Source organism: Sporomusa sphaeroides DSM 2875, assembly GCF_001941975.2.
GTDB classification, from domain to species: domain Bacteria; phylum Bacillota; class Negativicutes; order Sporomusales; family Sporomusaceae; genus Sporomusa; species Sporomusa sphaeroides.
The window spans coordinates 1231661-1247905 of record NZ_CP146991.1 but is presented as its reverse complement, the minus strand read 5'-3'; the positions used below and the strand labels follow the sequence as shown (position 1 = coordinate 1247905).

Here is a 16245-nt window from a genome sequence, read left to right as displayed (position 1 = left end):
GATTAGGCAGCGCCGGCCCCAACTTGCATGGCTCCGGCAAACCCTAAGCTTCCTTCGGTATTGTTTATACTTGCTGCTTCGACCAATCCGGAGGGTTCAGGTGTTGTAGTGATTTCAGCAACTTCGACGGTTTCTGTCTTTACCGTACCTGGGTCACTGATTTCAGTTTCGATATCTTTCTTATTGCTGCCGGTACTAAAGCGTAGTGACAAAGCAAAACGCCCCATCTGCTCATGTCCGGAGAAAGAGAAAGCGGCATTCAATAAAACATCTTGTTGGATATAGTGGTAAAAACCTAAGGCAAATGCGTTCTCGCCGGAATACGTACCCCAGGCAAAGGCTGCTTGGGTGGGCTGATCCGGCTTATAAGCCAACGGCGCTAAACCGGAGATAGCCGCTGTCATAGCACCTACCTTATCGGTCCGGCTATCCAGCCGGTCAAGCTGGCTCATGTTAATAACATCTGTAGGATAAACACCACTTTGTACATTAATAATTTGCCGTTCATTACCGGCTTCCCCAACAGAGACGGCATTACTGCGGCCGCCTGTTGCAGAATTATGGCCTACGGCAACACTATTTGAGCCGGAAGCCCTTGCTTGATTACCGATTGCAGTATTGCCTATCCCGCCTTTGCCATTGCCAGCCTGAGCCTGATAGCCAACTGCCGTATTACCTATATTGCCCTCACCGTTGCCGGCGGCGGCTTCATGACCAACTGCCAGGTTCCCGTCATTGAACTTGCCGTTGCCGGCTGCCGTTTGATGACCAATAGCTGCATTTTCGTTGTTATCATAGCCGTTACCGGCTGCAGCATTAACTTTTCTACCCAGTTTTTTCTCATTGACTTGGCTGCTGAAGGCTTTTGCTTCATTATCGAAGGTTGGCTGCTCATCATCACCGTAATTATTTATGCCTACTGCCAGGTTGTTATCATTTTTTGCGCCATTGCCGGCGGCTGCTTTTTCACCCACAGCTATGTTTTGATTATTATCAAAACCATTACCAGCAAGTGCTTTATAGCCAACTGCCACATTTTGATCATTGCCGGTGCCATTGCCGGCCGCTACTTTGCTGCCTATCGCCAGGTTGCCATCATTAAATGCGCCGTTGCCGGCATAGGCGTTTTGACCTACTGCCGCATTCCAGTTATTATCATAACCGTTACCGGCGGCAACGTCTGCCCGATTCCCCTTATGGTTTCCTTCCTGCTTACCAGCTTCGCCTTTTGTTGCATAAACAGGCTCCGGCTCTTCATTATGCTTTTCGCCGATGCCAATTGCGAAATTGTTATCGTTCTTCTTACCATTACCGGCAGCTGCTTCATGGCCTATTGCCTTGTTCTTGTCATTAAACGCGCCATTGCCTGCTGCCGCTTCATGGCCGATAGCTGTGTTACCATCATTGTCAATACCGTTACCAGCTGCAACATTCTTGCCTTTTGCCTGGTTCCGGTCATTTAACATGCCGTTGCCGGCGGCTGCCTCATGGCCTTTGGCGACATTTCTGTCGTTATCGAAGCCATTACCGGCCGCTACTTCGTGACCTACTGCCATATTCTTGTCATTTAGCGCACCATTGCCTGCTGCTGCTTCACGACCGATAGCTGTGTTACCATCATTGTCAATACCGTTACCGGCTGCAACATTCTTGCCTTTTGCCTGGTTCCGGTCATTTAACATACCATTGCCGGCGGCTGCTTTTTGGCCGATTGCGGTATTGTCGTCATTATCAATACCGTTACCAGCTACAACATTTTTGCCCTTTGCCTGGTTCCGGTCATTTAACATGCCATTGCCGGCGGCTGCTTCATAACCGATAGCTGTATTGTCGTCATTATCAATACCGTTACCGGCTGCAATATTCTTGCCTTTTGCCTGGTTCCGGTCATTTAACATACCGTTGCCGGCGGCTGCTTCATAACCGATAGCTGTATTGTCGTCATTATCAATACCGTTACCGGCTGCAATATTCTTGCCCTTTGCCTGGTTCCGGTCATTTAACATGCCATTGCCGGCGGCTGCTTCATAACCCTTTGCAACATTTCTGTCGTTATCAATACCATTGCCTGCTGCCACTCCATGACCGATAGCTGTATTGTCATCATTGTCAATTCCATTACCGGCAGCAGCCTTTTGACCCTTTGCCAGGTTCCGATCATTTAGCACACCATTGCCTGCTACTGCATTAACACCTACTGCAGTATTTTCAGCGTTGCCAATCCCATTGCCTGCTTGAGCATTAGTGCCATAGGCTTCATTTCCTGCATTGATTATACCATTGCCAGCTTTTGCTCCGTCTCCTGCTGCTTTGTTATCTTTATTACCAATCCCATTCCCAGCCTGGGCATTGTCGCCATAGGCTTCGTTTCCTGTATTGATTATGCCATTGCCAGCCTTTGCTCCGTTTCCTGCTGCCTTGTTATCTTTATTACCAATCCCATTCCCTGCTTGGGCATTGTCGCCATAGCCTTCGTTTCCTGTATTGATTATACCATTGCCAGCTTTTGCTCCGTCTCCTGCTGCCTTGTTATCTTTATTACCAATCCCATTCCCTGCCTGGGCATTGTCGCCATAGGCTTCGTTTCCTGTATTGATTATGCCATTGCCAGCTTTTGCTCCACTGCCAACTGCTGTATTATTTTCGTTGCCGATTCCATTCCCTGCCTGAGCATTATTGCCGTAGGCTTCATTTCCTGCATTGATTATACCATTACCGGCTTTTGCTCCGATTCCCGCTGCTTTGTTATCTTTATTACCAATCCCATTCCCCGCTTGGGCGTTGTCGCCATAGGCTTCGTTTCCTGTATTGATTATGCCATTGCCAGCCTTCGCTCCGTTTCCTGCTGCTTTGTTATCTTTATTACCAATCCCATTCCCCGCCTGGGCATTGTCGCCATAGGCTTCGTTTCCTGTATTGATTATGCCATTGCCAGCCTTCGCTCCGTTTCCTGCTGCTTTGTTATCTTTATTACCAATCCCATTCCCTGCCTGGGCGTTGTCACCATAGGCTTCATTTCCTGCATTGATTATACCATTACCGGCTTTTGCTCCGATTCCCGCTGCTTTGTTATCTTTATTACCAATCCCATTCCCCGCCTGGGCATTGTCGCCATAGGCTTCGTTTCCTGTATTGATTATGCCATTGCCAGCCTTCGCTCCGTTTCCTGCTGCTTTGTTATCTTTATTACCAATCCCATTCCCTGCTTGGGCATTGTCGCCATAGGCTTCGTTTCCTGTATTGATTATACCATTACCGGCTTTTGCTCCGTTTCCTGCTGCCTTGTTATCTTTATTACCAATCCCATTCCCTGCTTGGGCATTGTCGCCATAGGCTTCGTTTCCTGTATTGATTATACCATTACCGGCTTTTGCTCCGTTTCCTGCTGCCTTGTTATCTTTATTACCAATCCCATTCCCTGCTTGGGCATTGTCGCCATAGGCTTCGTTTCCTGTATTGATTATACCATTACCGGCTTTTGCTCCGTTTCCTGCTGCTTTGTTATCTTTATTACCAATCCCATTCCCTGCCTGAGCATTATCACCATTGGCCTTATTGCCTACATTTAGTGTACCATTGCCGGCCTTGGCATTGGTTCCGTTGGCCTCGTTCTGCTTATTAAAGCCTAACTCACCATTGCCCGCTTCTGCTCCGTTGCCTGCTGCTTTGTTATTTTCATTACCAATTCCATTTCCTGCCTGAGCATTATCACCAGAAGCCTTATTGCCTATATTTAGTGTACCGTTGCCTGCCTTGGCATTGGTTCCGTTGGCCTCATTCTGCTTATTAAAGCCTAACTCGCCATTGCCCGCTTCTGCTCCGTTGCCTGCTGCTTTGTTATTTTCATTACCAATTCCATTTCCTGCCTGAGCATTATCACCAGAAGCCTTATTGCCTATATTTAGTGTACCGTTGCCTGCCTTGGCATTGGTTCCGTTGGCCTCATTCTGCTTATTAAAGCCTAACTCGCCATTGCCCGCTTCTGCTCCGTTGCCTGCTGCTTTGTTATTTTCATTACCAATTCCATTTCCTGCCTGAGCATTATCACCAGAAGCCTTATTGCCTATATTTAGTGTACCGTTGCCTGCCTTGGCATTGGTTCCGTTGGCCTCATTCTGCTTATTAAAGCCTAACTCGCCATTGCCCGCTTCTGCTCCGTTGCCTGCTGCTTTGTTATTTTCATTACCAATTCCATTGCCTGCCTGAGCATTATCACCAGAGGCCTTATTGCCTACATTTAGTGTACCGTTGCCTGCCTTCGCATTGGTTCCGTTGGCCTCGTTCTGCTTATTAAAGCCTAACTCGCCATTGCCCGCTTCTGCTCCACTGCCAACTGCTTTGTTGTCTTCATTGCCAGTCCCATTCCCTGCCTGAGCATTGTCGCCATCGGCTTCATTATTCTTATTCAAATTACCATTGCCGGCTTGCGCATAATCTCCTTCGGCTTTGTTCCCTGTATTGCCTCCGCCGATATTGGGACCACCTTCATCACCAGGCCCGTTTCCAGCCCGTGCGTAATCACCAGTGGCTATATTGTCTTTATTATAATCACCATTCCCTGCTTCAGCCTTCTTGCCGGTTGCATGGTTATCTTCATTATGTCCTCCCAATAGTACAGACGTTTTACTGTTACCCGCCCTGGCCCCTTCACCGTCTGCCGAGTTGTTTTTATTAGTAGTCCACCCCAAGTTATACGGTCGCCCGGCTTTACCGCCATTACTTTCAGTGTTTCCATTTGGGCCCGCCCATGCCGGCACCACATAAAGCGTCTGCACAGCTACACATAACGAAATAACTGACACTTTACCCCATTTACTCAGTTTCATGTTTTACCTCCAATCAGAAACGCTGTTGTTAGCTGCATTTCTAACCTTTCACTTCAGTGTCGGCAGCAGCCGCGTCAGTAGTCTGATGAGCGGGTAAAGTTGCTTCAGAAATCACCGCTACAGGTTCCAGTTCCTGAATTTCCGTTGGAGTAGCCGGATCCACCGGAGCAACAGGTGCTGTCGGAGTAACGGGAGCTTCTGTTACGTTTTTATCTTTACCCTTGGGAAAACGGAAAGATACACCCATACGCCCCATTTTTTCACTGCCACAGATTGCGAAAGCAGCATTTAGTAAAACATCTTCATGCGTATAATGATATAAACCACCGGCTACCGCGGTTTCACCCGAATACATACCGGTAGCAATCGAGCCTTGCGTCGGTTCATCAGCCTTATAGGCCAGGGGAGCCAAACCGGACATGGCGGCTGCCAATGCACCTACGCGGTCCAGTCTCAGCGAGAGACGATTCAACTGACGGACGTTGACAGCATCTGTCGGTGCCACCCCGTCGGCAACATTGGTAATTTGGCGCTCTGCTCCCGGCGCGCCAACAGATACGGTATTTGTCCGATTACCCGTTTCTGAGCCGGCGCCTAAGGCCACACTATTCTCAGCCGTAGCTTTTGCATAGTCACCAATGGCTGTAGCGTTGTTGCCGGTAGCAGTCGCATGGGCACCAATCGCCGTAGTGTTTTCACCGGTAGCATTGGCATAAGTGCCAATCGCCGTAACGTTTTTGCCTACAGCATTGGCATTAGTGCCAACCGCTGTTGCATTTTCACCTTCAGCATTTGCATAAGTACCAATTTCCGTAACGTTACTATCTGCAGCAGTGGCTTTCGTATCATCCGAGCTAGCGGTTTCATCGGCAACAGCAGGGCTATTACCAATGTCCGCGTTACCCGCCCACACCGGAGCGGCGCTCATTAAAACTACACAGATACATAAAAGACCGATAAACCCCTTGCCCACATTGCCTAATTTCATTATTTTACCTCCCTCATACTCTTAGCAATTCCTTGGCTTATTCCCAACTAATGTAATCCCACCTCCAAGTCTCCCCGGACTACGATCGGCTAAATTGACTGGCAAAATAGCTGCCCGCTTCAACCCAGCACATCGACCGGTCTCCAGTATGAATTGTTACCATTTATTGGATGTCTACCAAAATATATTTATTTAAATTACCAAATATTCATAAACATAATAAAAAAAAACAGCCGGGCGGAGACTTGAACAAAGTCTTCGCCCGGCTGTTTTTTTGCCAGAAAACTGTATATCTTTTAATGAAAATCTATCCCGAAATTATGTTACTTAGTTAGCTCTATTGCCACCACTGCACAACCGACGTTTGCGTAAGCACAGTTTAAATATTGTATTTCAAAACTGTGCCCCTAAAACAAACCTGTTTATCGCGTTAGCTACTCCATCTTCATCATTAGAGTCTGTGATATAATCAGCGCATTGTTTTACACTAGCCAAAGCATTGCCCATAGCGATGCCCAAACCGGCATATTCTATCATGGAAATATCATTGGCGCTGTCGCCTATAGCAATTATTTCTTCCCGCTGCAGATTATACAATGCTGCCAGCATGGCTACCGCTTTTCCTTTTGAAACCCCTTTGCGGGTAATTTCGATATTATATTGAGAAGAATCAACAACTTCCACCTGTTCAATATTTGCCAGTTCCTGCCGCAACTGTTCAACCAAGGCTGCATCTCTATAGATAATCTCACATTTTACAATATCCTCTTTTTCCTGTTGCAATACCGTTTGCCACTGTTTCCAGGAAAAAACATATTCCATATCCAGGTTGTTGTTCCTCCTGCCGAATAATTTAGTGACAATATAAAAGAATTTAAACAGAATCGTTCCATAATAAAATTTATGCGGAGTACAAAAGTAAGGTGTTGTGCGATGTTTCCGAAATATCTCCAATAGTTCCAGGCATAAGCTTTCACCCAGAATATCTTTGTAAATTACTTGATCATTATCCTTTTCTTTGATAAAGGCTCCGTTTGATGCTATCACCGGGGATTTTACGCCAATGAGGTCAGCGTAATATTGGGCGTCGGTATACATGCGTCCGGTGCTTATCACCGTATGCAGTCCCAGCGCATGGGCCTTCTCTATTGCTTCTTTCACCTTTGGGGTAATTTCATGCTTACTATTTAAAAGCGTCCCGTCAACATCAATGCAAATTAATTTGTAGGCCATATTCCGGCGATACCCTTCCTTACTGATTATAATATCCGGCTTTGTTTGTGTTTACAGTATGCCCCCGCCCCCCTTACAATCTTCCATTAGCTTCCTCCCAAGTTCAAAGGCCTGTGCCAAATCGTCAGGCCGTTGTGCCAACGGTTTGCTATCTAGATTGTCCAGTGTAAGATTAGCAATACCCTTAACGCCAATCATCTTGAACAACAACTTCATTACATACAAAGAACCGATAAACTGCCCTTCGTAAGCTGCCTGTCCACCAGTTGCAACGAAGATTCCCGGACGCAGCCGGCCGGAAAAAACATCGTTTTTTCTCACATATTTTTCCGACCAGAAAGGCTGACAGCGATCAATCATAAGTTTTGCCTGGGCACTTATACCGCTAAAATAAATCGGAGCTCCCAAAATAAACGCATCCATCTTAATTATGCTTTCATAAATAATCTCCATATCATCCTTTAAATGACAGCGTCCTGTATGCATGCAAGCATCACAGGCCTGGCAAGGTATAATTTTGAGCTTATTCAACACCAGTTTCTGAACTTCAACGTCACCGCACGAAGCAGCTCCCCCCACTAATTCATCAATTAGCACACTATTGGTTCCATCAGTTTTTGGGCTTCCTAACAATGCCAAAATTTGCGCCATTATAAATCCCCCTTCATATCGCATTCATTAACAAATAAAAATTGTTGACTAATAACTTATTTCATGTTATGCTTTATGAGTTATTTACCATTGCATTCAAGTCAAGAAGCAAGTATTAGAATTAACTAATTCCTGGTTCTCTGTAATCTAATGTACATTTTGGTAATATCAGGTAATCGCGGCTGTAACGTTAGTAAACGTTAATTACCAATTTAGCCTTGGATTTGGAGGAAAATATGAATCAACGCATTGAACAACTAATAAACCGGTTGTCCTTTTTCGGGTATTGCAGTTTTGAGATTAAAAGAATCATCAAAGAGGCTGTTGGCATTGAATGTGTCAATGATCTTAGCATTACCCAAAGAGTTGCCGTTATTAACCACTTGGAAAAGTACGAACAACTTGGTTTATCCTATTTGCAAACATATAGTAAATAGAACTATCTGGAACGAGAGTAGCAATACTCTCGTTTTTTATTATCGGCGCCCTCCTTTTTTACATTTTACCATTTTCCGCTGCAATAAACACCAAAACCCGCTTAAAAATGATTAGTTTTAAGCGGGTTTATAATTATTTCTTATAGATGTTGCCGATGTGTAAAACAGCCGCAAACTTATGGTCTTGCGGCTGTTATTTTTTCCAGGAAGGCCTCTGCCGGCGGCAGTGTCTCTACAACCCACCACGGAGTGCAGTTTGCCAGCTCTGCTGCCGAATACCCGCCGGTAGCAATGGCAATAGTATACGCGCCAATAGCTTTACCGCATTCGACATCATGGGGCGTATCACCAATGACATAGATGGTATGCTGCCTGGAGTCTCCCCAGGTTGAACGCACCATTTCCAGCCCGCTGCGCGCAATGTCCACCCGCAGCTCACATTGTCCGGCAAACGCACTGCGGTGAAAGTCGAAATAGTGATCCAGGCCAAAATGCTTTAATTTAATCTCAGCCCCTTGCCGGCTGTTGCCTGTCAACAGCAGCATTTTATATTCAGTCTGCCCCTGAAGCCGGGATAAAATAGCTTTGACTTCCGGCAAAATCAAGCCCTTTCTATTTTCCAGCTGTTCTTGAAGCAGCGCTTCATACCTGCAGCACAACCGTGCAATTTCCTCAGAATTGGCTTCACGCCCGGACACAGACCGGATAATCTGCCTGGCAATGTAGTTATCGGTCATACCTGCGGCTTTAATGGCGGCAATATCCACAGGTTTGCCCCACAGTTCCTCTGTAGCCAGACAAAATGCATACAGTCCGGCTTTGGCTGTTCTGATTAAGGTTCCGTCAATATCCCAAAAAAGTATTTGCATCAGTTCCCCCTCCTTCCAGATTATACTGTGTTAAATTCCAGCATCTCGGCAGCCGGCGCAGGCCGGCTAATAATATACCCCTGAATAAAATCGCACTGGAACTCCCGCAGTAAGTCGCGCTGCGCCTCTGTCTCCACTCCTTCGGCCACTACGGTAAGCCCCAGGTTATGAGCCAGCGCAATGATCGACCCCATAATCAATTTATTTTTTCCACCTGCCGCCAAATCGTCCACAAACGATTTGTCAATCTTGACAATATCAATAGGTAACTGTTTTAGATAAGTAAGCGAAGAATAACCTGTGCCAAAGTCGTCCAGAGCAATACGGACTCCTGTCGCTTTTAACTCCCTGAGTTTGGCCACATTGTCATCAAAAAACTCGGAATCCATAAGAATGGTTTCGGTAATCTCAAGCTCCAGTGCCGTTGGCGGCACACCGGCCTCTGCCAAAGCCGCTTTAACCATGGATACAAAATCTCCATTGATCAGTTGTTTGACAGAAACATTAACAGCAACATAGCTGTCCAGGCAACCTCGGTCCATGAGTTTTCGGGCAAAAGCACAGGCTGTTCTCATAACCCAGGCACCGATTGGAACAATGAGGCCGGACTCTTCCATCAAGGGAATAAACCGTCCGGGTGATACCATGCCTCGCTGGAGATTATGCCACCGCAGCAACGCTTCATATCCGCCAATTTCCCCTGTTGACAAACTTACAATCGGCTGAAAATGCAACTGCAATTCGTCTTTGCCCATGGCTTCACGCAGACTACGCTCCATGCTAAGTTTCTCAATAATATCTTCCTGCATAGCCTCTTCAAAAAAACGATAGACATTCTTGCCCGCATTTTTAGCAACATACAGCGCGGTATCGGCGTTTTTAAGCAGCTCGCCTGCTTCTGTACCATCAAGCGGATAACGCGCAATACCGATACTCACCGATAAAGTAAAATGATGCCCGCATAAATTAACCTCACCAGCCAAACTACGCAGAATATTTGTGGCCATGTGAGCAATTGCAAATTCCTGAGTTATATCGGTCAGCAAAACGACAAACTCGTCACCACCCAAACGGGCTACCAGATGGCCGTCACCCACCACCAGTTCAACCAGTTTGTTGGCAATCTCAACAAGCAGCTGGTCGCCCTGCGAGTGACCGCAGGTATCATTAACAAGCTTGAAATTATCCAGGTCAAGATACAACATGGCCCCACAGGCTTCCCCCTGCTGCGCCAGCAGCAATTCAGCCCGCAAGCGTTCCATAAACAACTGCCTGTTGGCAAGGCCGGTCAGAGAATCCCGGTATGCCAACCACCAGATTTCTTCCTCCTTCCGTTTCTTATCGCTAATATTGCTAAAAGACCCTACCATGCGAATGGCATTGCCGGCAGAATCGAATATTGCTTTTCCCCGTGATAATATCCAAATATATTCTCCCGGCTGGGTCATAATACGAAATTCAGCAGAATACATGGGGGTTTTCCCGGCTAAATGATCGGCCAGCGCCTGCTCCCGTACGGCCTTATCCTCGGGATGTATCATTTCTACCCAGCCATCTTTACCATCCAGAACCTCACCGTCAGACACACCCAATATATCGCTCCAGCGCCCCGCCCATACCATTTTATTTTTACGCAAATCCCAGTCATAAACCGCATCATTAATGCCTTCCATAGCCAGGCGGTACCGTTCTTCACTTATCTGGCGCAATTCATCAGCTTCTGTTACTTGCGTATACAAAGCAAGCAATTCTTCATTGCTTGCTGTTATTTCTTCATAACTTTGGGTTAACTCCTCATGAGCCTGCTGCATGGCCGCATTTTTTTCCTGTAGCTCGCCAACCATGCTATTAAAACCGGCAATTAGCCGCCCGGCCTCAGAACCCTTACGGTAAAGGGAGGAAGGCAGCGTCAGTGGCTCCTCCGGGTCATTCCTTAGCTGGTCAAAAGCCTGGAGTAACAGCCGGTAACTGCTGAAAACCGGCTGCAGCAAGGTGTATTGGATACTCATTATCAACAAAAAAAACAGCAAACATATACTCTGAAATTGCTGACGAAAGCGATCATAGGTAAGTTGAATATCCTCAACGTACATACCTGTGCCAATATATGCTTCCAATTCAGGAATCCCTACCACATAGGATATTTTTTGCTGAGGCTGGCTGCGTCCGGGCGGATGATAATAATAAGTGACATACCCCTCACCCAGGCGCGCTTTGTCAATAAGCATAGTAATAATCGGCAAACCATAAGCATCAGTAAGCCGGCTTTGATCACTGCCTTCCAGCTTCTGCTCAAAAGGCTGCACCAGCATAATCCCTTCATATGTACTCATAAACACATAGTTTGGACCAAATATATCGTTATAGGTCATAGTGCGGATATTGCCCCGCACCATGTCTAGTGCCTGCTGCCGGGTCAATACTCCTGACCGGTACTGCTGGATAACAGGCTCTATTGAGTTCCGGGCAACCTCGGTAATACGTCTGAGTTCTTGCCGCCGGTAATTATACCCGTTTTCCTCAAATTTATCTGTTAAAAATCCGGCAGTAAGCACGAAACCCACAATGGATACCAGTAAGGCAAGTAAAATTCTGCTTAAGGTTTTGTCCAGCCAAAGCGTCAATGCCTGCACCCTTAATACCTCTTTTCGTAAAGCCGTCGCCTTAACAGCAGTGAAGCACACCACCGTTATTTTCCTTTTTACTTTTTTCGCTATTTAACAACAAATACCCTTGTATGGTAATTTTTTTTTTAGAAAAACACCGAGGGGAAGGTTTACACCTTCCCCTCTAACCAGAGCACCCATCCATATAGCATTGACTGTACACGGTTACTCACACATCCATTAACCACTCACACAACACGCTTGTCGAAAAAGGGAACTTACGCCTACTCTTTCACCAGATGGAAAACTCAGTCGGTAACGCTCTTACAGATACACAAAAAACACTATCCTGCCAATTCGACTAACCTACTTGCAACAAACGGAAAACAGAATGTTTCCTACCACTGCATTGGTCTTGAATCTACGGCGCTATAAGGATGGTGCTTACTTAGATAATAACATAAGGTTAGTGGTTTGGCAAGTAGCATTCGCGAAATATTTTGACATTTATCGTAACAAGACAGCAGAAGAATATTCCTTGACATACTGGATAAATTATTATATATTGATTTTGAAATATATCTCATAATTTGAAAGGATTACTATGGCTCGCCCACACAAAGAACGCCGTGTTGAACAATTACCACCGGTGACCCATTATAAGCCTGCAGGGGTCCCTTTACGCGATCTGGAGGAAGTTACCCTAACCATTGAAGAAATGGAGGCTATTCGGTTGGCTGATATCGAACAGCTTGATCAGGGAACAGCGGCAACAAGTATGGATGTTTCCCGCCCCACTTTTCACCGTATTGTCAACAGCGCCCATCAAAAAATTGCTGCAGCCTTATGGGGAGGCCATGCTCTGCGAGTTGATGGCGGCACTTTTCGCATCGCCCACCGCCGCACTATGTTACGGCATTTTGTCTGCCATACCTGCGGCCACAAATGGACATTGCCCCACGGCAACGGTCAGCGTTGCTACGACCTTTTATGTCCAGCGTGCCAAGCCTCAACTGTCAGTCACAACGAAGAATAATTTTTTTGTTTAAATTATGAAATATATTTCATACTATGCAAAGGAGGTTGAAATGTGCTAATCAGTATTGCCAGCGGCAAAGGCGGCACAGGCAAAACAACCTTAGCTTTATTGCTTGCTGCTGCCCATTCTCAAGTCACACTGCTTGATTGTGATGTCGAAGAACCAAACTGCCACTTGTTTCTCCAGCCACAGTGGCAGGCAGCCGGACAGGACATTACCGTCATGGTACCGCATATTGACAGTGACCGCTGCACTGGGTGCGGGGCCTGTTCAGCCGTTTGCCTGTTCAGTGCTATAGCCATTTCCGGTAATTCCGCCATATTGTTCGATGAATTGTGTCATAGCTGCGGCGGTTGCCTGCTCGCCTGTCAGCAGGCTGCCATCAGCGAAGAACAAAAGACCATCGGCACGCTTACGGCTGGAACAGCTGCCGCTCATCCTGGTATTTACCTGCTAAAAGGCACGTTAAAGGTGGGCACGCCCAGCGCCGTACCACTGATCAAGCAAATGAAGCAAACAGGTTTGCAGCTTGCAGGCGATATTCTGATAGATTGTCCGCCAGGTACTTCCTGTTCCATGGTTACTGCCGTCAAAGACAGCGATTTTTGCATCTTGGTTACCGAACCGACTCCTTTTGGCAGACATGACCTGGAGCTGGCCCTGAATATCACCCGCCTGCTCCGGCTGCCGACAGGTGTTGTACTTAATAAAAGTGACGGCGCTGCCGGCGATGAAAGTATTGAAACCTTTTGTGCGAGCCGCCAGGTTCCCATCCTGGCTAAAATCCCCCACAGCCTTGCCTTCGCCCGGCAATATGCCGCCGGCTGCATACCAGGCGAATTTCAAAGCATCGCCGCTTCCATCTGGCAGCAGCTTAAAGCTGAAAGGAGCGCGGGAACATGAAGGAATTAGTCATCGTCAGTGGCAAAGGCGGCACAGGCAAAACCAGCATCAGTGCAGCGCTCGCCTGTCTGGCACCACAAAAAGTGCTGGCAGACTGTGATGTCGATGCCGCTAACTTTCATCTGGTCAGCGGCGCCACCATCCGGGAAACGCATACATTTACTGCCGGGTTTGAGCCGCACATTGACGAAGCTGCCTGCAGCCACTGCGGCAAATGCACCAGCCTCTGCCGGTTTGGCGCCATTAACAGCGGGATTATTACCGCACCGCTAAACTGCGAAGGCTGCGGCGTATGTGCCTTTAATTGTCCGGAACACGCTATCGCCATGAAGGAAAAACAAGCAGGACACTGGTTTATCTCCCATACGCGCTTTGGCAGTTTAATTCATGCCGAACTCGGCCTGTCTGTGGAAAATTCCGGGAAATTAGTAAGCAAGGTCCGGCAGGAGGCTAAAAAAATGGCAGCAACAGAGCATCTGCCGCTTATTATCACCGACGGACCCCCGGGCATCGGTTGTCCGGCTATCGCCGCCCTATCTGGAGCAACCTTAGCACTGGCGGTTGTAGAACCATCGGTATCCGGCATGCATGACTTAGGCCGCTTGGCAGATTTAGCTGACCATTTCCGGCTGCCTTTGGCCATATGCATCAATAAAAGTACCCTTCACCAGGAAAATACAAACCAAATGATAACCTGGTGCCTCAGCAAAGGACTTCCTGTATTTGGTCAAATCCCCTACAGCGACACCTTCCGCACCGCTGCCCAGTCCGGACAAACAGTATTAGAGATGCCACACAGTGATGTCAAAAAAGAACTGACCATATTATGGCAAAACATTGCAAGCCACTTAAGGCTCCCAAGTCAGACCAGCACCTTGGACTTGCTATTGCAAAAACTCAACATCTTTCGTTAAGCAAACGGCAGACACATAACCTAATCAGTAAGAAAGCGAGGGTACATACCATGAAAATTGCGATTACCGCCCACGGCGAAGACTGCCAGGCAAGCGTCGATACCCGCTTTGGCCGGGCTGATTATTTTGTAATTTATGACCAGGAAAAAGACACCTGGGAAACTGTCGCGAACACGCAAAACCTGGAAGCCGCCCATGGCGCCGGCATTCAGGCAGGACAATTACTGGCAAAAACCGGAGCCGGTGTGCTGATTACCGGCCATGTCGGTCCTAAAGCCTTCAAAATTGTTAGTGCAGCGAATATTTCCATGTATTCATTAGGTACTGAGAACAATACCGTCAAAGCCGCCCTGGAAGCTTTCCTTGCGGGAAACTTGACACCGATCACTGCACCCAAATCCTAATTAACAGTTTTATACGATCAGATTAACAAAGGGAGATGAAGCTTAGCATGGCCTGTAATACTAATGATCAGCACGCAAAAGCACAAGATCAGCAGATTACTCGTTTTTTAGAGAATGTTGATCACAAAATTTTAGTCATGAGCGGTAAAGGCGGTGTCGGTAAAAGTACGGTTGCCACCAGCTTAGCAGTATTTCTGGGCAATCAGGGCTATACCGTAGGTCTGCTTGATGTCGACGTACATGGCCCCAGTGTCGCCGGGCTGTTAGGACTTACCGGCTTACCGCTCAACACCATTGGCACCCAAATTCAGCCATATTATTATACAGATAATGTAAAGGTAGTATCCATTCAGGGCTTATTGAAGCAGCCTGATGATCCGCTTATCTGGCGCGGTCCAATGAAAATCGGGATTATTCGCCAATTTTTAGCAGAGGTAAACTGGGGGCCGCTCGACTTTTTGATTATTGACAGCCCTCCCGGAACCGGCGACGAGCCGTTGACCGTAGCTCAGACAATAACCGGCTGCCAGGCTGTTGTCGTAACAACTCCGCAAGAAATTGCCCTGGCAGATGTGCGCAAATCCATCCAATTTTGCCAGACCGTCAAAATGCCGGTATTGGGCATTATTGAGAATATGAGCGGTTTTGTTTGCCCCTCCTGCGGCAATACCCATGCTATTTTTAAAAGCGGCGGCGGCGAAAAAACGGCGGCGAAATACCACCTTCCCTTTTTGGGACAGCTCCCAATTGATCCCGGCGTAGTCACCGCCGGCGATGCCGGCCAAAGTCTTGATACTCTGACCAGTCATACCAAAACGCAAATGCAGGAAATTGTTAGCCAATTGCTGCATAATCTGTCTCATCAAACTAAGCTGAAAGGCGGTAAAAGCAACATGAAAATTGCAATTCCGGTAGTCCAGGGAAAACTCTGTACCCATTTTGGTCACTGTGAACAATTCGCTATCCTCACCGTGGCGGATGGAGAAATCGTCAAACAGGAAGCCCTCACCCCGCCGCCTCATGCGCCTGGCGTTATTCCCAACTGGGTAGCCGCTCAAGGTTGTACCGATATCATTGTTGGCGGTATGGGGGAAGCAGCACAAGCTATTTTGCAGCAGCGTGGCGTAACAGTCGCCTGCGGCGCGCCTGTGGACACACCGGCAAACCTGGTTGCGCTTTACCTTCGGGGCGAACTTGTCAGCACCGACAATACCTGTGACCACGAACATGGGCATAGCTGTGACAGTCATTAAGTAATCACAGAGACAGCGCAAAAAAAGACAATGCTAAATCAATTTAGCATTGTCTTTTTTATCGGCTTGCACCGCCTGCCAAGGGCCCGGTGCAATCTGTATTTTCTTTATGTATGAAATTC

The 16245-nt window shown here is 47.2% G+C and carries 12 protein-coding genes; 6 read left to right on the top strand and 6 right to left on the bottom strand.

All coding sequences use genetic code 11. From position 1 onward, the window contains the following. Positions 1–2: 2 nt before the first annotated feature. The 4 genes from SPSPH_RS05420 to SPSPH_RS05405 form a co-directional block, all read right to left on the bottom strand. Positions 3–4826, bottom strand: a complete 4824-nt coding sequence (locus SPSPH_RS05420) for an S-layer family protein (protein ID WP_338737027.1) — start codon at positions 4824–4826, stop codon at positions 3–5. A 40-nt stretch (positions 4827–4866) separates the two neighbouring features. Next, positions 4867–5814 carry a YadA-like family protein gene (locus tag SPSPH_RS05415; protein WP_075753961.1) on the bottom strand — a complete coding sequence of 316 codons (948 nt, stop codon included), beginning with the start codon at positions 5812–5814 and terminating at the stop codon, positions 4867–4869. A gap of 393 nt (positions 5815–6207) precedes the next feature. Continuing rightward, positions 6208–7047, bottom strand: a complete 840-nt coding sequence (locus SPSPH_RS05410) for a Cof-type HAD-IIB family hydrolase (protein WP_075753959.1) — start codon at positions 7045–7047, stop codon at positions 6208–6210. 51 nt (positions 7048–7098) lie between these two features. Next, positions 7099–7698, bottom strand: a complete 600-nt coding sequence (locus SPSPH_RS05405) for a flavodoxin family protein (RefSeq protein WP_075753957.1) — start codon at positions 7696–7698, stop codon at positions 7099–7101. A gap of 236 nt (positions 7699–7934) precedes the next feature. Between SPSPH_RS05405 and SPSPH_RS05400 the strand changes: the two genes are divergently transcribed. Beyond that, positions 7935–8135 carry a hypothetical protein gene (locus tag SPSPH_RS05400; protein ID WP_075753955.1) on the top strand — a complete coding sequence of 67 codons (201 nt, stop codon included), beginning with the start codon at positions 7935–7937 and terminating at the stop codon, positions 8133–8135. A gap of 176 nt (positions 8136–8311) precedes the next feature. On the opposite strand, the gene SPSPH_RS05395 is transcribed toward SPSPH_RS05400, so the two are convergent. Continuing rightward, on the bottom strand, positions 8312–9004 hold the full coding sequence (locus tag SPSPH_RS05395; RefSeq protein WP_075753953.1) for an HAD family hydrolase: 693 nt from the start codon (positions 9002–9004) through the stop codon (positions 8312–8314). 20 nt (positions 9005–9024) lie between these two features. Next, entirely contained in the window at positions 9025–11637 is a 2613-nt protein-coding gene (locus SPSPH_RS05390; protein WP_075753951.1) for an EAL domain-containing protein, read from the bottom strand. Positions 11638–12214: 577 nt separating this feature from the next. Here SPSPH_RS05390 and SPSPH_RS05385 point away from each other — a divergent pair. The 5 genes from SPSPH_RS05385 to SPSPH_RS05365 are packed head-to-tail and all read left to right on the top strand — an operon-like array spanning position 12215 to position 16123. Continuing rightward, positions 12215–12646 carry a DUF134 domain-containing protein gene (locus tag SPSPH_RS05385; RefSeq protein WP_075753949.1) on the top strand — a complete coding sequence of 144 codons (432 nt, stop codon included), beginning with the start codon at positions 12215–12217 and terminating at the stop codon, positions 12644–12646. Between the two features lie 54 nt (positions 12647–12700). Then, on the top strand, positions 12701–13552 hold the full coding sequence (locus SPSPH_RS05380) for a P-loop NTPase (protein WP_075753947.1): 852 nt from the start codon (positions 12701–12703) through the stop codon (positions 13550–13552). Next, positions 13549–14466, top strand: coding sequence for an ATP-binding protein (locus tag SPSPH_RS05375; protein ID WP_075753945.1), 918 nt, complete (start codon positions 13549–13551; stop codon positions 14464–14466). The genes SPSPH_RS05380 and SPSPH_RS05375 overlap by 4 nt, the downstream gene beginning before the upstream one ends. Before the next feature lie 50 nt (positions 14467–14516). Further along, positions 14517–14870, top strand: coding sequence for a NifB/NifX family molybdenum-iron cluster-binding protein (locus SPSPH_RS05370; RefSeq protein WP_075753943.1), 354 nt, complete (start codon positions 14517–14519; stop codon positions 14868–14870). A gap of 47 nt (positions 14871–14917) precedes the next feature. Further along, a complete protein-coding gene (locus tag SPSPH_RS05365; RefSeq protein WP_075753941.1) occupies positions 14918–16123 on the top strand; it encodes an iron-sulfur cluster carrier protein MrpORP in 1206 nt (401 codons plus the stop codon). The last annotated feature ends 122 nt before the right edge of the window (positions 16124–16245 follow it).